This window comes from Variovorax sp. RTB1, from assembly GCF_035018765.1.
Classification (GTDB): domain Bacteria; phylum Pseudomonadota; class Gammaproteobacteria; order Burkholderiales; family Burkholderiaceae_C; genus Variovorax.
This window is the reverse complement of record NZ_JASJXG010000047.1, coordinates 1-21,303: the sequence shown is the minus strand read 5'-3', so window position 1 is coordinate 21,303 and position 21,303 is coordinate 1. Positions and strand designations below refer to the sequence as shown.

The following is a 21,303-nucleotide window of genomic DNA, read 5'->3' as shown; positions in this document are numbered from 1 at the left end:
TTTTATCCCCGTCTCCCATTGGATGCCGCTGTCGTTCGCGCCGAAACCCCGTGCAACAAACTGAGTCTTGGACGACGCAAGCGCCATGACTCGAATGCACTCCGACTTTTGGGCCCCTGAGGGGGCCTCGCTTCAGACTCCGGGCGAGCTTGCCATTCGGGGCAGCCGCATGGTAAATCGCGTCTTGCCGTCAGCTGACATTCCAACGACCTCGCCGCCATGACCCCTCGCGATTTCGCGAACGATAAAAAGTCCCAGACCCAGGTTGGCCCGTTCGTCCAGGGGCTCGGCCGGCGCGCCGCGGCGAAGCGGCTCGAACAGTTGCGGGATAGCTGCGAGTGGGATGGGCTCGCCAAGGTTTTCAACGGACAACCGGACGGCTTCGGCGTCACCGCTCAGGTGAATAACCACCGTACTGCCTGGCGTGCCGTACTTCGCCGCGTTGTTGACAAGATTTCCTAGCACCTCGCGTACGCGCGACACGTCGAATTCACCTGAGGTGTCGCCCTCCGCCTCAAAAGTAATCGGCGTGTCCGGCAGAGCGGCGCGCAGCACATCGATCTCTTCCCTGCAGGGGCCCGCAAGATCCGCGGCTGTCCGTCTGACGCCAATGCCAAGACCAAGTGAGGCACGGCTGAAATCGAGCAAGTCGTCGAGCAATGTCTTCATCCGCTTGCCGCTCTGGACAAGCCGGACAGTGTGACGGGTCAACGGTTCGAGAGTGGTCATGCGCGACAACACTTCAGCAGTCAACAGAATGGCGTTGAGCGGCCCTCGCAGATCGTGCCCCAGCACGCCAAGAAATACGTGCCGCCAGCGGTCCACTTCGGCTGTGTAGAACGCCACCGACTCGGCCACAGCTTGATCAATGGCTTCGTTGAAGCGCACTACGTCGTCGGACGCGTCGTCGTCGAAGTGCGATGCCTCACCCAGCCAGAGCCGCAGCACCGAAGCGCGCAGCGCCCGGTATTCCGCCACGAGCTGCTCGATGTCGAAACCCGCCTTGGCCCGCAACTGCGCGTGCGTCTGCGCTGCGCTCTCAGGGGCGCCCTGCGGGCGCTGTTGCTGGCCGAGTGATTTGAGCTGCTGCGCGGGTCGTGTCTGGGGTGCTCGCAGGTCCACTGCCACAGCCTGCAGAATCATCGGCATGTGATCCCGTAAAGCCTCCGCATCGAGATGCCGGGCGGCGGGATCCAGGGTGCGCGCAAATTCTTCCGCGCTGAACACGATGGTCTCGATATTCTGGTCAATGAAATCCGCAAGCCGCATAGAAACCTCGGTGGCTGACATGCGCAACCTGCGCATCGGCCGATCGTACCCAATCGCATCCGCGTTGCGGACGTGGACGAAGTGCTTACCGGCCCTCGTGACCAACCCTTAATGATGCTCGGCTGACTGCGACAGAGCAAGAAACAACGTCCCGGCGGTTGTCCCGTCGATCGCTGCAGGATTCGATCCCCGCGGAACAACGGCCTGCGTCAAAAGATCGGTCTGCACCGTACGGGGAAGCCACGCCATTGGCCATGACTTAAATATGGGCTGCGAGATGAGCCGGCTGTCCAGCACGGCGCAGTTGGAGTGGCGCTTGTCCTTGTGAATACGGTTAACCAATGTGGCCAGTTGCACTTCTTCTCCTTCAAGGTACTGGAAGAAGAGGTTGTCCGCAAGATAGAGCGCGCCGGTTATTTGGCGGGCGGCGTTGGCTTGCCGGGCCTCGACGCAAATGCGCAATCCCTCAGCAGCGTCGCAGAGCGCCGTGCTTGAATAAATCAATCGACCGAGCATGAGATCTTGTGTCTCTCAAGTACTCGAGGTTGTTTGTGCGCTGGCTATGAACTTCGGCGTAGGACGACTCCATGAGGAGTCCGATTGAAGTTGCCCTCATCGATGCTTCTAGCCGACGGCAGCCCACGCCCTATTTCGCACTGGCCGCAGTTTCTTGCATGGCTTGGACGCATTTGCTGTTTGCGCGGTGCTCAGACGCACGCTCCTGGTTCTGTACAACGGCAGAAGCTACAGCGCCAAGGCAATTTAATCCAAGGCGTGGGTCGATTAGCCGACCTACTTGTTTGTGCTGTCCGATGGCATCACGATCGGCGCAGTGCGCGGCGGCAATGCCACGCGGCATCTCAATCATTCCTGGGCGCCGAACCGCGAAGCGACGGAGCCCTACGACGACACTGGCCGCCTCGTTCACTAGTTCTGGGCTTTGCGCAAACTCAAGGCCCATGAAGAGCTTTTCGTCCACTACCGATTGCAGGCCGAGGCCGCCTCCGTCCCGGCCAACTACCTTTGACATTGCTAAGCCGCAATCTGCCGCGGAACCATGATCGGCAAGGCGCATCCGCCCCCCGATCTTTTGCAGTTGGTGCGGACTGTGTGGTCACCTTGTGGTTTAACCGGCGAACGGTTTTGTCAAGTGCGCTATTTCACCGAAAATCCCGGCTCGAGGCATGCAATCGCCCGAGCAGCTTGTCGTGATTGCGCAGCTTCAACGCGACCAGCGAGTGCACACCTTTCTCGGACTGCCAGGTGCCTTGCACTGTGAGCAGCATCGACCCCCGCAACGCCGCCCGCTGTGCCTCGGCAACGCTGGGCCACACGATGATGTTCACCGTGCCGGTCTCGTCTTCCAGCGTCGCAAAGATCACGCCGCTGGCCGTGCCCGGCTGCTGCCGGTGCGTCACGATGCCGCTCGCTCGGACAGTGCTTTTGTCTTTGGCATTGCGTCGCAGATCCTCCGCGGTTCGGATGCCCCATTTCGCCAGCCGGGGCCGCAGCAGCGCCAGCGGATGCCGACGCAACGTCAGGCCCATCGAGGCGTAGTCGTCCGCGATGTCGGCGCCTTCGGTAGGTGCGGCAAACTCGATGGTCTCTTCGATCGTCGGCGCGTTGCGCAGCAGCTCGGTGGCCCGCGTCTCGACACCGATCGCTTCCCACACAGCGTTCGGCCGGTGGCCCGCCAGCGAGTGCAGGGCATCGGCGCCGGACAGGCAACGCAGGTCGTGCGCATCGAGCCCTGCGCGCCGCCCGAGATCTTCGACCGTGGCAAAAGGCTCAGTCGCGCGCTCGGCCACGATCCGCTGTGCCACGGCCTCCCGCATGCCCGAGATCTGCGACAGGCCCAGCCGCACTGCGCGCAAGGGGTCCACGAAAGCGGTGTCCCAGCGCGGACTGCACCCGCTGGCCTGCGTGGCTTCTTCGAGCGTGGTCTTCCACTCGCTGACTGTCACATCTACCGGCCTGACCACGACCCCATGCTCGCGCGCATCGCGCACCAATTGCGCCGGTGCGTAGAAGCCCATCGGCTGGCTGTTAAGCAGGCCGGCGAGGAGGGCGTCGGGATGGTGGCGCTTGAGCCAGCAGCTCACGTAGACCAAGAGGCCGAAGCTGGCCGCATGGCTCTCAGGAAACCCATAGCTGCCGAAGCCTTCGATCTGCTTGGCGATTCGATCGGCAAACTCGGGTGTGTAGCCCTTTGCCAGCATGCGATGGACGAGCTTGTCCTGGTGCGGCTCGAGCCCGCCCTTGCGACGCCAGGCGCCCATGGCCCGGCGTAACTGATCGGCTTCGCCAGCGGTGAAATCGGCTGCCAGCATGGCGATCTGCATCACCTGCTCCTGGAACAGCGGCACGCCCAGCGTGCGCTCGGTCGCCACCTTGATCTCGTCGCTTGGGTAGTCGATCGCTTCTTCGCCCGCTCGGCGGCGCAGGTACGGATGCACCATGCCACCCTGGATCGGTCCGGGCCGCACGATGGCCACCTGCACCACCAGGTCGTAGAAGCGCTCGGGCTTCAACCGCGGCAGCATGCTCATCTGTGCACGGCTCTCGATCTGGAATACGCCCACGGTGTCGGCCTTTTGGATCATGGCGTAGGTCACCACGCACTCGGCCGGCACGTCTTGCATGCCGAAGGGGGCGCCACGTTTGCCCGCAACGAAGTCGAAGGCGCGGTGGATGGCGGTGAGCATGCCGAGCGCCAGCACATCTATCTTCAAGAGGCCGAGTGCATCAAGATCGTCCTTGTCCCACTGCACCACGGTGCGATCGTCCATTGCGGCGTTCTCCACCGGCACCAGGCGGCTTAACTTGTCGCGCGCGATGACGAAGCCGCCGGTGTGCTGGCTCAAATGCCGCGGGAAGCCGCGCACCTCGTTGGCGAGATGCAGCCATTGCTGCACCTTGTGCGTCGACGGATCGAGTCCGCATTCGACCAGGCAGGCTTCTGCGATCCACACGCCCTCGGTGCCGTAGGCGGTCTTTGCCAGCTGCTCCACCGTCTCCAGCGGAAACCCCAACGCCTTGCCGACATCGCGCAGCGACGACTTGGTTCGGTACGAGGTGATGACCCCAGTGATGGCCGCACGATCCCGCCCGTACTTCTTGTAGATGTACTGCATGACTTCTTCGCGTCGCTGGTGCTCAAAGTCAATGTCGATGTCCGGCGGCTCCTTGCGCTCGACGCTGATGAAGCGCTCGAAGAGAACGTTCATGCGGGCCGGATCGACCTCGGTAACGCCCAGGCAGTAGCAGACCGCCGAGTTGGCCGCTGACCCGCGGCCCTGGCACAGGATGCCCTGCGCGCGCGCCCAGTGCACGATATCGGCCACTGTCAGGAAGTAGGGCTCGTAGGCCAGTTGCGCAATGATGGCCAGCTCGTGCTCGATCTGGCCGCGCACTTTGTCGGAGAGGCCCGCGGGGAAGCGCGTGAGGGTGCCGGCGTAGGTGAGCGCGCGCAGGTGCGAAGCGGGCGTTTCGCCGGGCGGCACGATCTCGTCGGGATACTCGTAGCGCAGCTCTTCCAGGCTGAAGGTACACAGGCCCGCGATCTTCACGCTCTCGTGCAGCCATTCAAGCGGAAACAATTCAGGTAACAGCACACGGCCGCGCAGGTACTGTTCTCCGTTGCTCAACAGCTCGAAGCCGCACTCCGCCACGGTCCTGCCCAGCCGCACCGCCGTCAGCACGTCCTGCACGGGCTTGCGACCGCGGCTGTGCATCAGCACGCCTCCGGTGGCCACGATCGGCACGCCGGCCTGTCCCGCGGCCTCCTCGAGGGTCCATAGGACCAGGTCGTCGTCCATCTGCATCGGCCGGCTGCCAGCGATCCAGCCACGGCCGTCGAACCAGGTGCGCAGCCACATGGCCTGGGCGAAGAGGCTTTCGACGGTGGCGCCTGCCTCCGGCAGGAGGAGAGCGATGCAACCGGCCATGCCGGCCAGATGAGGGGCCTTGGCGGTCTTGCCCTCGATGTCAGTGACCAGCGCCTTGTACAAGCCCTTGGGTGCGCGCCGGCGCGCCAGCGTGATGAGTTCGCACAGATTGCCGTAGCCGCGCCTGTCCTGCGCCAGCAGCACCAGTCGAGCGAAGGGGGTGTCGTTGGTGGTCATGAACTGGATCTCGCTGCCGACGATGAAGTGCAGGCCGCATTCGCGTGCTTCGAGGTGGGCCCGCACGACGCCGGAGACCGAACATTCGTCGGTCAGGGCGAGTGCGGTGTAGTGCTTCTCGGCGGCCCGGCGCACCAACTCCTCCGGCATGGAGGCACCCACGAGGAAGGTGAAATTAGAGCGGCAGTGCAGCTCGGCGTAGGCAGGCGGAGAGGACGGAACGGGCAGGATCACGAAGCACAGACGTCGGCATCAAGACTGATAACTGTACATTCATCCAGTAGTTTTGTACGATGCGCTCATGGACAAATTGCACGATTCAAACGGCCGCCAAGCCCTGTGGATTGGTGCGTGCGCGCACCAGCTGCAGCGCCGCTGGCGAACGATCGATCCAGTCGAACTGGAGGCGCAGGCGGCCGCGCTCTGGCAAGACGCGCGCTTGCGCAGCCTGACGCCCGTGGAGGCTGCGGCCGAGTGGCTCAGACCATTGACAACCAAGGAATCGCCAAGCGCGGGGCCTGGACAAATCCGATGAACTGGTCCGCCGTGCCAGGCAGTTGTTCGACCGCGCGACGCCGGCGCCGCGGCATTGCAGAATCTCCTTATGTGCACCCGCTACATCAGCCCGGAAGTCCGCGAGATCGAGGCCCTTTGGCACGTCGGCCCGCGCAATCAGAGCGGCTGGGTGCGTGAACTCCATCCGCTGCGCCCGGGCCCCTTCATTCGCCGGGCCAGTGATGGTTCGAACGATCTTGTCGTGGGGCAGTGGGGAATGATTCCGGCCGACTGCGAAACGCGCATCCCCATGAGCAAGCCGAGAGGTCTGGGCGACAAGCCGAAGCGTCTGAGCACCGTGAACGCCCGCAGCGAAACCGTGTCGAGCAGGCCGACGTATCGCGATGCGTGGAAGCGAGGCCAGCGTTGCATCATTCCGGCGTCGTCGTTCGACGAGCCCAACTGGGAGACGGGGAAAAACGTGTGGTGGCGCTTCGAGCGCTCAGACGGACAACCTTGGGGTGTCGCCGGAATCTGGAGCATGTGGACCGATCCAATCACCGGCGAGATCGTGCCCAACTACACCATGCTCACGATGAACGCCGATGTGCATCCGTTAATGAATCGCATGCACAAGCCGATGCTCGATCCCAAGACGAAGCTATCGTTGCCGCCGCAACAACAGGACAAGCGATCGCTCGTGCTGGTGGAACAGGTTGACTTCGACCAGTGGCTTGCCGGTACAGTGGAAGAAGCCAAAGCGCTCGTTCAGTTGACGCCGGTGGAACTGTTCAACGCGGGACCGGCAGACCAGCCTGCGGCTGCCTCAGGAGGCGAGACTTTTACTGTGAACTGCATGTCTTAGCACCCTTGACGTCTGGTCGTCAGATCTGACATCGGGTGGTCTGCGTTGACTGAAGGCGAGTAGGCATCGGCGCAGTTGGAAACCATCCGCCTTCCCAGTCTCAGATTTGGCGTTGGCATTAGGGCGTTAGTGGCTCATTTGCTGCTGCATCTGCTCCGGTAGCCAAAACCGGCTGGGGTAACGGTGACTTTCAGTGAGGCTGCCATCGCCTCCGACGACTCGCTTCCGAAGGGAATCCTGTTCGTCTCGTCCGGGATGGCAAAGCTTCCGAACATATAAACGACTTGCATGGTGATTTTTACGGTCGCTGGCATCGTTGTTGAACCACGGCGTGGTCACCACGATTGCCTGCACTGCCCGGTTGGCTTCGTCAGGACACCGACAGCCGGGACGTTCGTACAAAAGCTGGACTGTCACGATCCGGCGATGCATCGGCGGCGTATTGGATGGGACATAAAAACAAACGCGGCAGGCCCCAATTTCCGAGCCACTTGGTGGTGGCCTGCTCACCAATGGTGCGATACCCGCCGCGAGTTAGCGCCTGCGCGGGTCGCGTCATCCTCTGGCAACGGACAAACCTTCCCAGGCCTCTTTGCCATGAAGTTCGACGTTCTTTCAGGCCCAGCAAACGAACTGGTCGGGTCGAATGAGAATGAGGTTTGCCTAGCGCTCGACTGCGCCTTTGCAGTCGTCTTGCACGATCGTGAGCGGCATGCGCAACTCAGCTGCAACGTCGCGAAAATCCTTGAGGACTTTGGCCTTGGTGCCAAACGCCAGCAGTGTGTAGCCAGAGCCGAGCGTCTCGTAGACATTGCAGCCCGAAGGCGGCATAGCCGGCGCGAGATGATGGCCCGACCGCACACCAGCCTTTGAAAAAGTTTTTCTCCGGCAGTCGATGGCGGTTGTTTCCGCTGGACTGATCGCGAAAGACCGCCGACCCGTCGAGGGGGAGAAATCGATCACGTCGCTGCGGCGCAATCCCTTGATACTGATGCCTGGGCTGTCGGACTGTGCCGCTCAACTCGGGCAGCTGGCAGCGTTGCAGAAAAGCCGCAACGCAGTCGTTAGAACAGCGCGCAAACTGACTGGCCGCGGTACATCGAGTTAGGGCGGGCGTGACCGCTTTTTTTCGATGATGTGCCTTTGGGGTGGTCACCATGCGCGTGCGGCAAGCCGACCCGTTGCACGACTCGCCTGTCCAACCGGTCACAGTGGGGACCACGCCTGTTAAGAACGTAACGCATTGGCAAGCGGTGTCGCGGAGACGCCGCATTTGAGGATGTGTCTGAAGGTGCCTATCCGCCTGCCTCAGCGCTTCAACCTTTTTGCGTGTCACGCTTCTACGACGTCGAGTCCCTCCAGAAAATCCGGTGCGACCATGCTCCGGAGGGCATCGTCGTAAGCCGTCGAATCGAAATAAGATCGAAGGAAACGCAGATCCGGATCGGTTTGCAGCAGGGCTTCGAGCTGTTCGGTGTTGGCGACCTGCTTGCGTGCCAACCGTTCGCCCAGCCGCGCGCAGAGAAACCCAATGGCCCGAGTCTGGCTTTGCAGACTTGGCGCACCGTCGAGTGGCATTGCCACCCGGTCCATCATGGCCACCTTGTCGACCAGTGACGGTGGCAGGCTCCACGAACTGAGCAGCAGGCGTCCCACCTCCGGTGCAGCCAGTCCGATGGATGCCTGTTGCCGCTCAAAGCGTTGCAGCAGGCTTAACGTGTCCGCAGCAGGCGCTGTGCGTTGGTCCGCGGGCCGGACCAACGCACACGCAAGATGGCCCGTGAAGGACAGGACGACGTGCGTGGTCAACGAGGCGGGGTCGTCCAGGTCCATGCGTTTCGCGAAGCGATGGCACAGTTCGCTCGCGATAGCGCTGGACCTACCGATTTCATCGAGAGCCGCGCGCATGGCTGGGTTTGCTGTCTTGAAGGACTCGTCGAGCAGATAGCGCAGGCAGATGTTGCGCACGCTTTGCAGGCCAAGAAACGTGATGGCCTGGCCAATCTGCAGTATGGGCGCTCGGGCGCCGTACAGCACTGAATTAACCCTCGCCAGAATGCGGGCTGCCACGATCGGCTCCCCTGCTACCAAGTCGCCGACGTAGTTCGACGAAGCACGCGCGACGAAGTCGAACGACAGCAACTCGTGGAATGCCCGTGGTGGTCGTGGCAGGTCCTTGAATTGTTTTTCAAGTTGATCGCGCACGTGGGACTCGGCCTCGGCGCTTGGAATCAGGCGGAAGTTTTCAGACGCATGCCATTGCGCCGCGGCTGCTTGGGCGTGATCCGGCTCATCCGCTGCGACGTGGATCAGGTCTGTCACCGCGGGCAGCGATTGCAAAGGGGGTGTCGTGTCCTGCAGGTGTGCGCCGCGTCGACGGTCCGAACCGATCCGCGATATCCCTCGTGTCACGGAGCAGAAGTCGACGAAGGCACTCAGGATGCGGTGCATAGGATGGTTGAAGTCGAACAGGCGAAGAGTCGCAAGAAGGCGGGCGTTTCGGACTCTGGTGGTAACTCATGGATCGTAGTTTCAAAGGTGGTCGTCGCATGCGGCAGTTCGTCACAACAACGTTCGTTCTTTTGTTGGAGCTCGGCCAAGTACGCGTTCCACAGCATCTGAAGGTACGCTGTCGTTGTCAAAAGCGATCCAGTGCCCACACGCATTCAGGTGCGGGTTCTGCGGTTGGCTCGCCGGTTCAGAAGACGTTGCCCAAGCCACCCCCGCAAGCGCAATTCATTCACATTCCGGCCACAAAAATGAACGGCTTGGTTCAAATGTGATTTGGCTGCGACTTCGTTCCTGTCCGAATCACGACGGAGATCGAATGATGCGGAGAAATGCGCTGTGAGTTTCAGAGTTCGGCAATGCCAGTCGCTAAGTCATCGCGCGGATTCGGCAGAAACTCGGGACAAAGTGATCAATGCCAAAGAACAGCAACATCCTTCGGGAGTGGACATTCTGGATTCGCACCGAACTCCATGAAGAATGCCGCGCGCATCTGGAAGTCACCAAGCTGAAAGAGCTGCGTGCGCAAGCCGGCTGTCAGCGCGCTGTGGCGCTGTTTCGCGATCTCGGCGACGGCAGCACCGAGGTGGCCGTCGTTTCGACCTGGGATTTGATGGAAAGCATCTGTGCTTTCACAGGCGCGGAGACGCTCCGACCCACCATTGCGCCTGCAGACCGCGCCAAGCTCATTGACCGTGAACCGGTTGTGCGCCATTACCTTGCGACGGATCTGAGCGCGATCGGCATCATGCCGCCCGAGTAGAGTCCGTACTACTTGCTTGGTGCGGCTGCGCGCAAAGAGCGAAACGCATTGATGTTGGCTGCGAGCCCGCCAATTTTGGTTCCGCGATTTCCGTGCATATGAGGAGCTGCCTTTTGGTTTTGACGATTCATCGATGCACAAAACTCATACATCTCCAATGCGGCGCCACAGAGTGACAGACGGACCCCTTTGCAAACTGGCGGCATTGCGCTTGTACAAGACGCTGCTGCTCGTCTCGGGCGCGTGTCTCGTGTCGCTCGCAAACGCCCAAATGCCCGTGTACGTCACTGGTCCTGCCAGCGCCGACGGCATTGGCAAGCGCTATATGGGTCGAGAGATTGCGCAGGTCATGGGTTGGCAGGGCGCAGCCTGGCTGGACCGCGAAGAACGCGAGAGGGAGGAGCGCACGGATCTGTTGCTCAGAGCCCTGGACCTGAAGCCCGGCATGGTCCTGGCGGACATCGGGGCCGGCACCGGGTTTCTGTCGCGGCGCATGGCACGGGCGGTCGCGCCGTCGGGCACGGTGTTCGCCGTGGATGTACAACCTGAAATGCTCGTCCTGCTGCGCAAGGCGGCGCAGCAGGATGGCCTGTTCAACGTGACACCCTTACTCGGCAGCGAGACGGATGTGAAGCTGCGACCGTCCTCTGTGGATCTGGCCATCATGGTCGACGTCTACCACGAGTTGGCGTATCCGGATGCGGTGCTTGCAAGCCTCGTCAAGGCGCTCAAGCCCGGCGGCCAAGTGGTCTTTGTCGAGTACCGGGCGGAAGATGCCAGCGTGCCGATCAAACCGTTGCACAAGATGAGCGAAGCGCAGGTCCGGCGCGAAGCGCAGGCGCTGGGCCTGATCTGGGCCCGAACCGTCGAAACGCTGCCTTGGCAGCATGTCGTGGTTTTCAGAAAGGCCGAGTAGGAGATTTTGCGGGCCGCATGGCGAATGCTGTAAAGCGGCTCCGCGAGAAGCAACTTGACCGCTTCAGGAGTTGGGAAAAGGGGCGCGGCGCGCTGCTTGTCTAAAGTGCTCCGCACAGTGCGAAGGAATAGACGGTGTCTTGTGCGTCGACATAGCCGCGCTGTGCTGGCAAAGTCAGGGTCGCGATCGACTTGATCGGCCCGCCGGTGATGGCATTCGTGAAAAGACGCGAGACGCCAGTGCGGGCTGCCGGGACACCCGCCGACTTGCCGCACGGCTTCACGACGACGTTCCTGATGTATTTTTTGTCGTGGTGCACAAGCGCCTGCCGATCGCCGTCCACTACGCAAAGCGTGCCGTCCTCGGTTTCCAGCACGTCCCGAAATTGATCCCAGACCGCCGGTATGGAAGGCTTTATACCGCCCAGATCGCAACGTGAGGATTTGGCATGGGCCACCAACTCCGCGTGCAGTGCTTTGGAGATGCAAGAGACCAGCTGCTCGCTGTCGTCGGAGGGATGCGCGAAGCAGAAGGTCGAGAGCGAGGCATCGCACTCGAAGAGCTGTTCAAAATGGGCGCGTGCATAGGAATCGCGCAGCGTTCGGTCGAGCCATGCCGGTGCCCACCGCAGCATGAAATATTGCGCGTCGGTCGGCCCCACGATCCAGAAAACGGATCGCCGTGCCGCCGTCTTGCCAATCCAATCCGCCAGCGCCTGCATTGCCGCTGCACGCTCGCCGCTCTCGAACGCGAAGCTGGCCTTGCGCACGATGGTGCCAGGACCCCAGCCGCGCTTGATCTCGCACGCGATGAGTGCGCCTGCAGACAGGTGCACCCGGATCTCGGCGGCGGCCAGGAAGTTGGCGATTTTCATCTCTTCGATTCAATCGAAAGACGAAGCAGCCAGTAACTACCAGAAATGGTAGGTCGGCTGGGCGGTCCACGATCAGTTCAGGAGACCGGACATCAATGCCTGCACCACCGCCGCCGTCTTGTTGGCCGCCTTCATCTTGTGAATGACATTCTTGATATGAAAGTTCACCGTGGGCATCGAAATCGAAAGGATGTCGCCGATCTCGCCGGCCGTCTTGCCGTCGGCGCTCCACTTCAGCACTTCGATCTCGCGGGGCGTCAAAGGCGCCTCGGGTTGCAGCGTGAACTTCGGCTTCATGAGGCGAGAGAGCGACAGGTGCGCGGCCTGCACCAGCCAGCGCATCTCCATTTCCTTGTGATGCAGTTCCATTTCGCTCAGGATTTCGCCGGAGCGCGACAGGGTCAGCATGCCGCCAACACCGAAGCCATCCAGGCTGGACTGCGCCCATCCCACTCGAAGGCCCTGGTCCTTCGCTTCAGACCACAACTCTTGCGCAGCACCGAATACGTCGTCACCCCATACCAGTGGTTCCTGGCTTCGCTGGCCATGACGCACGCTCGGGTCGATCGCCAGATAACCCGCTTGCTGGTAACGCGTCTGCCATGGCTCCGGATAGTTGTTGAGCGTGATGACTTTCGGATTCGACACGGGCACTGCCAGGCGCAGGCCATAAGCGACATGCTCGAAGCCAAGCGTCCTGGCGGCCGATACGAGGGCCTGAAAAACCACAACTTCGTTCTCGGCACGATCGAGCGCGGTTAGGAGGCTCTCGGTGAACGATGGCATGAATCTGCAGGGCGGTTGATCGATTGAGACCAGGCTTTGGCAAGCTCGGTTAAACAATGGCTAGCGTCATGTCCAGTGCAGTGTGCGCCCGCAGCGGCCGCCGGACACGTCCAAGGGGTCAATCTACCTCATCGGCAATACGTGAGTCGAATGGCTATCGGCTCTGTTATCTGTCATCGTTGTCGATCCGTGTACAACTTCGCAGTTGCCCGCAGCCTATGAAAAGTGACGGGTTGATCTGGCGGCCCGACGCACGCAAGCTCACACCCCCGCGCGATCAATGCGAGCGCGCCATTCCCCATGGGTGCCGTGATGAACAACCATCCTGCCGACGGACTGCTGCGACTGCATCAACGACAACTTGGCGCCATCACGTTGGTGCACCTGATGTCGGGCATCGACGATGACGCCCTCGCAGACGGCACGCACCGCTGCGGCAGCAGCACGACGCTTTGCGGTTACACCGAGTGGGTCAGCGCCGAGGAGCCGGGCCTGACACTGGGCTGGGACTGGCAACTCGAGACGCATTCGCCAGCGCCGAGGGTGGTCCGCCTTGGCATGCCGCGAACCAACGTCCTTGTGCTGAGAGGCGAACTGGACCCGTTGCCGTGGGAGCAAAGCCTCGAAGTCATGGCTTCGCTCATTGATGCGTTCGACTGGAATACGCCCGCCTTCGAAGCGGTGTGCGGGCGCTACGCGAGCTGACCTATCAGAACTGATAGTTTCGCGCGCGCCGGGCCGGCGCTGAAATGCCCGATACAACTTCGGGAATGAAGCAAATGGAAATACTGGCAGGCCGGCCTGGTCATCTGGCACAACACGTCCTCGACGATGTTGGTCGCTACCGATACAAGGTTTTCGTAGAGACGTTGGGATGGGATCTTGTTACTCACCAAGGTCTTGAAAAAGACCAGTTCGATCATGACGAGACGCTCTACATCGCAGCGCGCGATGAGGCTGCCCAGGTGGTGGGTGTGGCGCGTTTGCTGCCCACGACCAGCCCCTATCTGCTGGGGGAGGTCTTTCCTCAATTGCTGGGCGGTGCGGCACCACCCTGCGATTCAAGAGTGTGGGAGCTGTCGCGGTTCGCGGCGGTGGACTTCAACGCACCTCACGGCAATGCACTCAGTCAGTTTTCGTCCGAAGTCGCCGTCGGACTTCTGGAAAAGGCTATCGAAGTGGCGGCAGCGCACGGTGCCGAACGCATCATCACGGTGTCCCCATTGGGGATCGAGCGGCTGCTGCGTCGCGAGGGCTTCCAGGCGCACCGCGCCGCGCCGCCGATGATCGTCGACGGTCATCCGATCTTCGCGTGCTGGATCGAGGTGGAAGCACGAAGGAAGGCTGTCGCGCCAGCTCACTGATGCTTGCCGTAGTTGTTACACGCCCTGGCGACCGCGAGGCGGTACGAGCCTGCCAGCATGTATTCAAAAAGGATGGCGCAGACGCCGGCTGCCTGACGCGGGAAGCAACTTGTCGGTCGAAACGCTTGTGCCGGCTGTGCGTTAATGATGTCGCTGCTGGCTCTTAGGCAGGGCCATGACGCAGGCCGATCCCACACAAGTTCCAAGCTAATCGTCAGTTCACATCAAGCAGTACCGGCCGTCCGAAATCCATAAGGCTTTCGGCGAATAGCAGTTGCCGTGCGTGTCGCAGAAAAGCGCGGCGCGACTAAAATGCCAGCGTCGCACTTGATGTTCGAACTGGAAGCACATGAATGCCCAGACTGCCTTTGGAGAGGAGCAGCTTTTTGCCCTGCCGGAATGGACCATGCGGCTGGTGGCTACAGGCGCCGCCGCCGGGACAGCAACTTATCAGGCAGATGTGTTCAGGGATGGGGAATGGGTGTGCATGCTCGCGCTCGACGGACATTTCCCCGATCGTGCTGCTGCCAGCGCTGCACTGTCAGTACGGCTTCGCGCATGGCTGGGCGACTACGAGCGCAAGCCCCTTACGTGCGACAGTGGGTTCCAGGTTCTGTAGCGCCCACTTTTTCAAAGTTTGCCAACGCAAAAGCCTCGCCGCCTCGCGTAAAACGCTTCAGAATAACGACAATTAGCTACTTGCAGCGCACTTGCGACCCGATGTCAGACAGGTTTGAATGCTTCGCAAAAATGGTGGCTTTTTCGGACCATGTGCGACGCGCCAAAGGGCTGACGCCGTCGGAGTTCAAAACGCTCGCCAGCTCGGTTTGCCGGAATGATATGGACCGTGCTGGGAATACCGCACAAGTAGCCGGGGCCATTGAATCGGTGGCGACCGCGCGGGCAGTGATCCAAGCTATTGCGATGAAACGTGATGCGCCAGCGGCCACGCTGTTTGAACGACTTTCGGATTGGGCGGGGACGTCGTTCTAGCTTCACACGCGGAGTCCCGTTAATCAGCTATCGCAAGCCAGCGGCTAGTGGCAGGTGCACATCCAGCAAGGTGTTACGGTCACGGCTGAGCGGGTGGTGCTGTGCACCAACGGCTACACGGACGACCTCTGGCCCCAGATGCATAGATCCATCAGCCGTTCCATCATGCCCAAAGGGCATGTGTCATCCGATGCCCGCAATCTGCTGCTGTGTTACCGCATCGACCATACCGGCCGACTGTTGATGGGCGGGAGGGGAACATTTAGGGAACCGGTCCCAGGGCAAGCCGGTGACTGGTCGCATCTCGAGAACGTTGTGGGAAAACTCTTTCCGCAAGGGGGATGCGGATAAAAACTTGGACTGGTTTTATGTTGTAAGTCCAAGACTCTCTCGGTATTCGTTGGGGCTGGGAGACCCGAGGGAGATATTGATCCGCTTCTCGTCGTACCAGCGGATTTAGGAACCAACTTCCTTGCTAGCCGCCAGCAATTCGTAGGCGATGAAACGCGATGCACTGGCCACGAAGCTTTTCGAACGGCTGTCGGATTGGGCGACAGCCTAGTTTTGACGGAAACTGGTCGGTGGCTAGGCGTCCTTTTAAATAGACATTTATGCGTCTTCTGCCTAATATGTGGCGTATGAAGGACAAAATACGTCTGCCGACCGATCTGGGTGCCGCGGTGCAGCGCGCACGAAAAGAAGGCAAATTCAAAGCGACTGACATTGCGGCACGTTCGGGTCGTGCGCGCAACGTTCTCTATCGCCTGGAGCGCGGGGAAGACGTCACCGTCAGCTCTTTGCTCGATATCCTGCGCGCCATGGACCTGACTATCCGGCTCGAGCGGCTGGGCATGCCGACTCTCGCAGATGTCCAGCAACGCTTTGCCCAGGATGAAGACGACGATGCTCCCTGACAAGATCAAGCAGCTCGACGTCGAGATCAGTAACGCTGCCGCCGGGCAGCTGTTGAAGCACTCGATTTACGAATTCCGATATCTGAGCAGCCGCGACGACCAGCCCGCAGTAGCGCTGCTCATGCCGCCAAGCCAGCCGACCTACCAGGATGGCGACCTGTTTGCGGTCATGGACCAGAATCTTCCAGAGGGCGACCTGTATCTGCGACTGCGGGCCATGTTCCCCAAGCAGCCACTCACGCCCATGCACCTCTTGGCGCTGGTGGGTTCGAACGGTATCGGCCGTTTGGGCTTCCGGCTCCCCGGCGCACGTGTAGCGGATTCGCCCGTGCACATCTCGCGTAAAACATTGCTCGAGATGCGCTACACCCCGGAAGTCTTCGACGCACTGGTGCGCGCCTATCTCAGTACGGGGGCCGGCATTGCCGGGATGCAACCCAAGATCATGGTGCCGGACCGTCCCACCGTCCCGATCCCGACACTCATCGTAAAGACTGCCTCTGCGGTGTATCCCGGGCTGGCGGCCAACGAGTTCCTGTGTCTGACGGCAGCCAGGATGGCCGGGATAGTGACGCCGAGCTTTGATCTCTCGCATGACGGCCAGATGCTTCTGGTCGACCGTTTCGACATCGAGGCCGACGGATCGCGACTGGGCTTCGAAGACATCGCTGCATTGATGGGCCTGCGGGTGCGCGACATCCAGTCCGATCGCAAATACCATGGCAGCTATGAGCGCGTGGCGGACCTCCTGCGGTACATCCGGTTGCCCAGCGACAGCCTGTCGCGCTTTTTTGAGCAGGTGGCGTTCAGCATCATGGTGCGCAATGGCGACGGCCACCTCAAGAACTACGGAGTGCTCTATCACTCCGAAGCAGACTGCCGACTGGCGCCGATGTTCGACGTCGTGACGACTGCCATCTATCGGTATGCCCGTTATGCTGGGGGGCCGGAACTGGAGGACAGGACGCTTGCGCTGAAGCTCTTTGCAGGAAAAGGTCAGACCCGAGCCTATCCCACCACGGAAGAACTCCACCGCTTCGGCAGCACGGTGTGCGGCGTGGCCAGACCCGGGGAAGTGCTCGGTCGGATCGCTGATGCGATGGATACGACATTGCGCCACGCCGCATCGGACGAGCGGGTTCCGAAGGTGCTGCTGGAGCAGATGACGCCGATCTGGCAGGACGGGATGACTTACGCCAAAGGTTGAATTTTTGCTCTGCGGCGTGGCTCAAGCTTTCTGGGACCAGCGCAGCACAAGACGTTGCGTGAGCGCGACGCGACGACCATGCCTTGATGCACAGGGCCGCTTCGCAGCGATGCACCGCTTACGATCGATTCGAAGTTGGACTTGGAAAGGGAGAAGCGAATGAGGAGCCTCAATACAGGCCTTGTGATATCGGCCGTGAGTTTCGTGGCATCCATCAGCGCGTACGGGGCCGACCTGTCGAACAACGCGACAGGACCTGAACAGCGCGAGGCTGACTTGCGCGTGATCGCCGCGAGGTGCGGAACGCCCGCGTTCGAGAGCGCTTTTTTCAGGCAGTCGACCGCGGCGGTCAAGGCTGGACTGATCTCCAAGGATCGCACGCCTGTTGACACCGAGAAGAAGATCACTGCGCTGCGTCGGAGTGCCTTCGTGTTGGTTGCGTCCACGTCCGACTGCCCGGCGCAATTGGCCCAACTTGCGGCACTGCAGAGAACCCGAAGTACGCTCATCAAAGCAGCACGCCCGGCCTTTGAAAAAGGGCATTGATTCCACGCCGAACACATCGGTCGACGCTCATCGCGTCCACCCACCTTCATTTGTGCAACGCTGCATGCCAAGCAGCGTATGGCGTGGTGTGAACCATGTGCCGATTCAGGTCCGGTGAGCCATCCGACCACTAGACCGGCCCGCGCTCGCCGAGGGCGTGCTTCGCTGCATCGACCTGTTGCTGTGTCGGCGCCAGTGAAGGCAAGTCCGTTTCTTGTTTGGCCACAGATACCCTGCGTCGCGCCGCCATAAGCTGGTCCACCAAGGTCTGCCTCTCCGCGGAGCCCAGCGCAGGATTTGCGGTGCGCCACAGCCGCCCGCGTACGACGATGTAGCGGCCATCCGGTGTGGTCGGGGGAGATGGGGTCGTCCGCGTGGAATCAGGCATGTCTGTCGCGTCGCGCTTTGTAGAAGACTCAGGTGTTGCTCCTCCAGACTGTGCGACGCGGCTGACCGGTCAGGCCCTTCGGCGGGCGACTCTGGCCATGTAGGCCAGGAGCGCGACTTGGGTTCCTCTGTCAATCGCACGCGAAGTTGTGATGTTTTTACTTTCGGCGTCGCCATGCCGGAGTTTCAATGAGGTAGTTCACTTTCTCTTCACATTTATGCCTGACGCACACGAGCTGATCATCGACGAACCGATTGCGGGCCATTTTTTCTGGACGCTGGTCCAGCAGACGCAGGCCGGCGAAAAACCGCTGGTGATCGATTTCGCCATGGGGCCGCTGCCGAGCAAGCAGGCTGCACTGGATGCTGGCAAAGCCAGCATGATGCGGCGCACAAGCGGTAGTTGGGGCGCGTCCATGGCGGCGACGCCGAGGCATGAGCCGATGTCAATTCCCAGGCGCGGCGAGCCCGTGTAGTTCGGCCAAGCGTGGCTGAGGCCGGCTGCGTTCAGGTTTCGACTCAGGGTAAGCGGCTGCCCATCCCCCATTGACAACGACGTCATCCGGCGGATCGCTTGGGTGGTCTTCGGGGTGCAACGTTTGACTGGCGTAGAGCGGGCCAGATCGGCACCTCTCTTTTGCGTGGACTGCGCGGGACCTCGATACCATAACGGCCATGAGTCGCCAGCCAGCACCCGTACCTCTCGAGTGGGTGAGGCACGCCGAATCCATCGACGGAATGAAACACATCGAAGCGCGCTTTCACGGCAAGGCGTATGCGATGCATCGCCACGACACTTACGCCGTCGGCAGCACGCTGGCCAGCGTTCAGAGCTTCAACTACCGGCATAGCCGACGTGACAGCCTGCCAGGCAACACAATGGCCCTGCACCCCGACGGGGCGCATGACGGTTAGGCGGGTACTAACGAGGGGTTTCAGTACCGGATGATCTATGTCGAGCCTGCGCGCTCAAGCGTTCTGCGCCGTGCTCCAGGACAGCCGCCTCATCGGCCAGCATCAGCATGCACAGGTCTCCCAGGGAAGTGATCCATGCGGGCGAGCCGTTACGCTGGCACACAACGCACTCTGCGGCGCGTTCGAGCACGTCGCGCGTGAGAGTCTGGATGTAGGCGTCGCGCACGGCCGGGGACGCCAGCTCGATGGCTGCCATCTGGTCGATGCGTTGCAGCGTCAGGCTTTGCAGTACCTCGTACGACTCGGCGTCCAGGGAAAGGTCAGTCGGGCGCAACGGATTCGCCGCAAGAACGCACAGGACCGCACAGGACTCCTGCGCCTTGTCGAACGACATCTCAGCAAAATTCAGCATGCCCACCAGTCCTCGTGTTTCTAGAAGCTAATCCGGATGGCGGCATTTTGTCGCACGCCGGCCCCAGTGACACGTTTTGGATCCATCGGGAAGGTCGCGATCTGCAGCAGCTTGCTGACCGGCGCTTCGTCGCCTACCGGCTCACCGATCCGCACGCTCGCCTGGTGCACGAATGAAACCACCCAGGGGTTCGCCTCGAGAAACTTCCAGACCAGCACCGGGTACTGCAGCAAAAGCTTGTCCAGGTTCCATTCCTCCCGGATGAGCTTCAGCCGCGCCTTCGCCTGCAGCTTGTTCTTTGCCACGGCCTGCATGCTCGCCTCGATGAACCCCAGCATCGTCTCGAAGAGCTCGAGCTTGTAGACCGAGTTGAGCCGGGGAACGATCAGGAAGCCGGTTGCCTCCGCGGCTGCCTTGTCGATCGTCGCGGCGGCCTTCTTCACGTCGTCTATGCGAATGCCCAGGTCGATCTCGAAGGCGTGCGTGCCATGCTCGTCCGCAAACTTGGACATGTAGCCGCTCGCCTCGCTGATCGACGAGGTGCCATGCACGCCCCACCCCAAGCCAGTGGGCCATTCAGAGCGCACCGGCATGCCGTCCACCATGGGGCGGACGTCGGGAAAGTGGATCTGTGCCGGAGGAGCATCGGCGATCAGGAAAGCGCGCAGGCTGGTCGTGTCCGGTATCCGCCCAGTGCGTTTGGCGATGGGGGGCAGGAGAGTGTGCAGCTTTAGTTTGGTGTCAATCACGTCTGTCGGTCCTCAGCGCAGGTTGGCAAAGGGATCGGACTCGTACATCCGAAGCTCTGCCTTTTCGTCACGTTCCAGCACGGGCAAACGACCACGTCGCTTGATCTCGACGCCAAGCACCGGTCGGGGCCCACGCAGTTCGAAGTCACCCCCGCGCACGTAGTGAACAAGCGCCGCCAGACGTTCGAGTTCCTCGAGCGGCTGAGCCAGGCTCATCGTTTTACGCAGGAGCAGGGTCACGACCAGACGTGAATTGCCCTTGCTCTCCATCCATCGATAGGCCGTGGAAGACGAGCGGTCCATCGTCGCGGTGAACCGGCTGAACAACGCCGAACGCGCATAGGCACGCTCCCTCTCGTCCTCGAATCGGTCCAACATGGGACGGTAGAGCGTGTCGAACACGAGCTTAGGCGACTTCGGTGGCCAGGGCGTCGGCGACGGGTGGTCCATGTACATGCGCGCAAGCATCTCGACGTCAAAAGGCACCACGGTCGGGTTCTTCATCGTCTTGGCGAGGGTGTAATCGTTCTGTATCCCGAGGGCAGCGCCGAACTCGGAAACGGTCAGTTCGAACTTGCGGCTCAGCGTGGCCAGATCCCGACCCGTGAGGGGACGCTCGTTCAGCGGCAGAAGCATGTTCTGGTCGTCTAAATGCGTTTCTTTGAGTATTTTGGGGCGACCCTTCTCGACGAAGGGATGGGGCGCGCCTTTCGTGGCCGAAGGCGGGCGCCCGCGCTTGCGCGGCTGACCATCGGCGGCGAGTGTCGCAACGGTCGCATCGAGCTTCTTGGCGGCGACTGCGCGCTCCGCCGCTGTTTTTAGGTTGCCCTCATCGACGAGGGGCTTGGACTTCGCGCTCTTGGGTTCCTTGGCTGCCATAGATTCCGATTCCTTCTTGTTTTTCGCTGGTCTGACCGCGCTCGGGGCGGCAATGGGTGTGGTTGCGGACGCGTGTTTACGCGGCTCGAATTTCTTCACAAAGATTCGGTGGCGTGTGCTGATCAACGTGAAGTTCCTAGCCCGTGAACCGGGTGGTTGGCAAGAAAAGCGGCGATGTCGGTCTCGGTCTCGGTCACCGTCACCCCGAACCTGTCGGCGCCTGAGAACATGAGGATCTGCAGCAGCTGCGCTCGGGAGATAGCGATCGATGGCCGGCGTTAAGCCTCGAACCCGTCGCCCTGAAGGATCGCCTCGCCAGGCACGGGTGCCATTAGCG

General features: G+C 61.3%; 20 protein-coding genes and 1 pseudogene. 11 read left to right on the top strand and 10 right to left on the bottom strand.

From position 1 onward, the window contains the following. Positions 1 to 132: 132 nt before the first annotated feature. From QN397_RS21830 to QN397_RS21820, 3 genes are all read right to left on the bottom strand, one after another. Positions 133 to 1,290, bottom strand: a complete 1,158-nt coding sequence (locus tag QN397_RS21830; protein WP_323501909.1) for a HAMP domain-containing sensor histidine kinase — start codon at positions 1,288 to 1,290, stop codon at positions 133 to 135. Positions 1,291 to 1,377: 87 nt separating this feature from the next. Further along, positions 1,378 to 1,785, bottom strand: coding sequence for a BLUF domain-containing protein (locus tag QN397_RS21825; RefSeq protein ID WP_323501908.1), 408 nt, complete (start codon positions 1,783 to 1,785; stop codon positions 1,378 to 1,380). Positions 1,786 to 2,429: 644 nt separating this feature from the next. After that, complete coding sequence (locus QN397_RS21820; protein WP_416352351.1) at positions 2,430 to 5,624, bottom strand: error-prone DNA polymerase; 3,195 nt, start codon at positions 5,622 to 5,624, stop codon at positions 2,430 to 2,432. A gap of 373 nt (positions 5,625 to 5,997) precedes the next feature. Between QN397_RS21820 and QN397_RS21815 the strand changes: the two genes are divergently transcribed. Continuing rightward, on the top strand, positions 5,998 to 6,753 hold the full coding sequence (locus tag QN397_RS21815; protein WP_323501906.1) for an SOS response-associated peptidase: 756 nt from the start codon (positions 5,998 to 6,000) through the stop codon (positions 6,751 to 6,753). 663 nt (positions 6,754 to 7,416) lie between these two features. Here QN397_RS21815 and QN397_RS21810 read toward each other — a convergent pair. Then, on the bottom strand, positions 7,417 to 7,584 hold the full coding sequence (locus QN397_RS21810; protein WP_323498586.1) for a hypothetical protein: 168 nt from the start codon (positions 7,582 to 7,584) through the stop codon (positions 7,417 to 7,419). 501 nt (positions 7,585 to 8,085) lie between these two features. Next, the gene (locus tag QN397_RS21805; RefSeq protein WP_323501905.1) at positions 8,086 to 9,204 is read right to left on the bottom strand and encodes an HDOD domain-containing protein; all 1,119 of its coding nucleotides are present in this window, start codon (positions 9,202 to 9,204) and stop codon (positions 8,086 to 8,088) included. A gap of 472 nt (positions 9,205 to 9,676) precedes the next feature. On the opposite strand from QN397_RS21805, the gene QN397_RS21800 reads away from it, so the two are divergent. Next, a complete protein-coding gene (locus tag QN397_RS21800) occupies positions 9,677 to 10,024 on the top strand; it encodes a hypothetical protein (protein WP_323501904.1) in 348 nt (115 codons plus the stop codon). A 211-nt stretch (positions 10,025 to 10,235) separates the two neighbouring features. Then, positions 10,236 to 10,940, top strand: coding sequence for a class I SAM-dependent methyltransferase (locus tag QN397_RS21795; protein ID WP_323501903.1), 705 nt, complete (start codon positions 10,236 to 10,238; stop codon positions 10,938 to 10,940). Positions 10,941 to 11,040: 100 nt separating this feature from the next. Here the strand turns inward: QN397_RS21795 and QN397_RS21790 are convergent, their stop codons facing one another. Together QN397_RS21790 and QN397_RS21785 are read right to left on the bottom strand one after the other, a co-directional pair. Next, the gene (locus tag QN397_RS21790) at positions 11,041 to 11,814 is read right to left on the bottom strand and encodes a hypothetical protein (RefSeq protein WP_323501902.1); all 774 of its coding nucleotides are present in this window, start codon (positions 11,812 to 11,814) and stop codon (positions 11,041 to 11,043) included. Positions 11,815 to 11,886: 72 nt separating this feature from the next. Then, positions 11,887 to 12,600 carry an autoinducer binding domain-containing protein gene (locus QN397_RS21785; RefSeq protein WP_323498579.1) on the bottom strand — a complete coding sequence of 238 codons (714 nt, stop codon included), beginning with the start codon at positions 12,598 to 12,600 and terminating at the stop codon, positions 11,887 to 11,889. Positions 12,601 to 12,900: 300 nt separating this feature from the next. Between QN397_RS21785 and QN397_RS21780 the strand changes: the two genes are divergently transcribed. From QN397_RS21780 to QN397_RS21745, 8 genes and pseudogenes are all read left to right on the top strand, one after another. Continuing rightward, positions 12,901 to 13,305 (top strand): DUF4902 domain-containing protein, encoded by a 405-nt coding sequence (locus QN397_RS21780; RefSeq protein WP_323501901.1) that lies wholly within the window; start codon positions 12,901 to 12,903, stop codon positions 13,303 to 13,305. Positions 13,306 to 13,379: 74 nt separating this feature from the next. Beyond that, positions 13,380 to 13,964: an acyl-homoserine-lactone synthase gene (locus QN397_RS21775; protein ID WP_323501900.1), complete on the top strand. Its 585-nt coding sequence runs from the start codon at positions 13,380 to 13,382 to the stop codon at positions 13,962 to 13,964. A gap of 349 nt (positions 13,965 to 14,313) precedes the next feature. Then, complete coding sequence (locus QN397_RS21770; protein ID WP_323498575.1) at positions 14,314 to 14,583, top strand: hypothetical protein; 270 nt, start codon at positions 14,314 to 14,316, stop codon at positions 14,581 to 14,583. A gap of 985 nt (positions 14,584 to 15,568) precedes the next feature. Beyond that, positions 15,569 to 15,871 carry a helix-turn-helix transcriptional regulator gene (locus QN397_RS21765; protein WP_323498572.1) on the top strand — a complete coding sequence of 101 codons (303 nt, stop codon included), beginning with the start codon at positions 15,569 to 15,571 and terminating at the stop codon, positions 15,869 to 15,871. Further along, positions 15,849 to 17,078, top strand: a complete 1,230-nt coding sequence (locus QN397_RS21760; RefSeq protein WP_323501899.1) for a type II toxin-antitoxin system HipA family toxin — start codon at positions 15,849 to 15,851, stop codon at positions 17,076 to 17,078. Before QN397_RS21765 ends, QN397_RS21760 begins: the two co-directional genes overlap by 23 nt. A 204-nt stretch (positions 17,079 to 17,282) precedes the next feature. Beyond that, a complete protein-coding gene (locus QN397_RS21755; RefSeq protein WP_323501898.1) occupies positions 17,283 to 17,624 on the top strand; it encodes a hypothetical protein in 342 nt (113 codons plus the stop codon). A gap of 539 nt (positions 17,625 to 18,163) precedes the next feature. Continuing rightward, positions 18,164 to 18,487, top strand: a complete 324-nt coding sequence (locus QN397_RS21750) for a hypothetical protein (RefSeq protein ID WP_323501897.1) — start codon at positions 18,164 to 18,166, stop codon at positions 18,485 to 18,487. Between the two features lie 199 nt (positions 18,488 to 18,686). Next, a pseudogene (locus QN397_RS21745) lies at positions 18,687 to 18,923 on the top strand (AraC family ligand binding domain-containing protein); the annotation flags it as partial. 10 nt (positions 18,924 to 18,933) lie between these two features. On the opposite strand, the gene QN397_RS21740 reads toward QN397_RS21745, so the two are convergent. Genes QN397_RS21740 through QN397_RS21730 form a run of 3 tightly spaced genes read right to left on the bottom strand, consistent with a single transcriptional unit; the run spans position 18,934 to position 21,092 of the window. Beyond that, entirely contained in the window at positions 18,934 to 19,344 is a 411-nt protein-coding gene (locus QN397_RS21740; RefSeq protein WP_323501896.1) for a hypothetical protein, read from the bottom strand. A gap of 14 nt (positions 19,345 to 19,358) precedes the next feature. Then, on the bottom strand, positions 19,359 to 20,087 hold the full coding sequence (locus QN397_RS21735; RefSeq protein ID WP_323501895.1) for a hypothetical protein: 729 nt from the start codon (positions 20,085 to 20,087) through the stop codon (positions 19,359 to 19,361). 12 nt (positions 20,088 to 20,099) lie between these two features. Further along, complete coding sequence (locus QN397_RS21730; protein ID WP_323501894.1) at positions 20,100 to 21,092, bottom strand: hypothetical protein; 993 nt, start codon at positions 21,090 to 21,092, stop codon at positions 20,100 to 20,102. Positions 21,093 to 21,303 lie beyond the last annotated feature (211 nt).

What these genes read in the sequence shown, in the direction of transcription:
- QN397_RS21830 (WP_323501909.1), bottom strand. Translation starts at nt 1,290, where the DNA reads ATGTCAGCCACCGAGGTTTCTATGCGGCTTGCGGATTTCATTGACCAG.
- QN397_RS21770 (WP_323498575.1), top strand. Translation starts at nt 14,314, where the DNA reads ATGAATGCCCAGACTGCCTTTGGAGAGGAGCAGCTTTTTGCCCTGCCG.
- QN397_RS21750 (WP_323501897.1), top strand. Translation starts at nt 18,164, where the DNA reads ATGTTTTTACTTTCGGCGTCGCCATGCCGGAGTTTCAATGAGGTAGTT.
- QN397_RS21810 (WP_323498586.1), bottom strand. Translation starts at nt 7,584, where the DNA reads ATGCCGCCTTCGGGCTGCAATGTCTACGAGACGCTCGGCTCTGGCTAC.
- QN397_RS21775 (WP_323501900.1), top strand. Translation starts at nt 13,380, where the DNA reads ATGGAAATACTGGCAGGCCGGCCTGGTCATCTGGCACAACACGTCCTC.
- QN397_RS21765 (WP_323498572.1), top strand. Translation starts at nt 15,569, where the DNA reads ATGCGTCTTCTGCCTAATATGTGGCGTATGAAGGACAAAATACGTCTG.
- QN397_RS21785 (WP_323498579.1), bottom strand. Translation starts at nt 12,600, where the DNA reads ATGCCATCGTTCACCGAGAGCCTCCTAACCGCGCTCGATCGTGCCGAG.
- QN397_RS21800 (WP_323501904.1), top strand. Translation starts at nt 9,677, where the DNA reads ATGCCAAAGAACAGCAACATCCTTCGGGAGTGGACATTCTGGATTCGC.
- QN397_RS21815 (WP_323501906.1), top strand. Translation starts at nt 5,998, where the DNA reads ATGTGCACCCGCTACATCAGCCCGGAAGTCCGCGAGATCGAGGCCCTT.
- QN397_RS21825 (WP_323501908.1), bottom strand. Translation starts at nt 1,785, where the DNA reads ATGCTCGGTCGATTGATTTATTCAAGCACGGCGCTCTGCGACGCTGCT.
- QN397_RS21780 (WP_323501901.1), top strand. Translation starts at nt 12,901, where the DNA reads ATGGGTGCCGTGATGAACAACCATCCTGCCGACGGACTGCTGCGACTG.
- QN397_RS21805 (WP_323501905.1), bottom strand. Translation starts at nt 9,204, where the DNA reads ATGCACCGCATCCTGAGTGCCTTCGTCGACTTCTGCTCCGTGACACGA.
- QN397_RS21760 (WP_323501899.1), top strand. Translation starts at nt 15,849, where the DNA reads ATGAAGACGACGATGCTCCCTGACAAGATCAAGCAGCTCGACGTCGAG.
- QN397_RS21790 (WP_323501902.1), bottom strand. Translation starts at nt 11,814, where the DNA reads ATGAAAATCGCCAACTTCCTGGCCGCCGCCGAGATCCGGGTGCACCTG.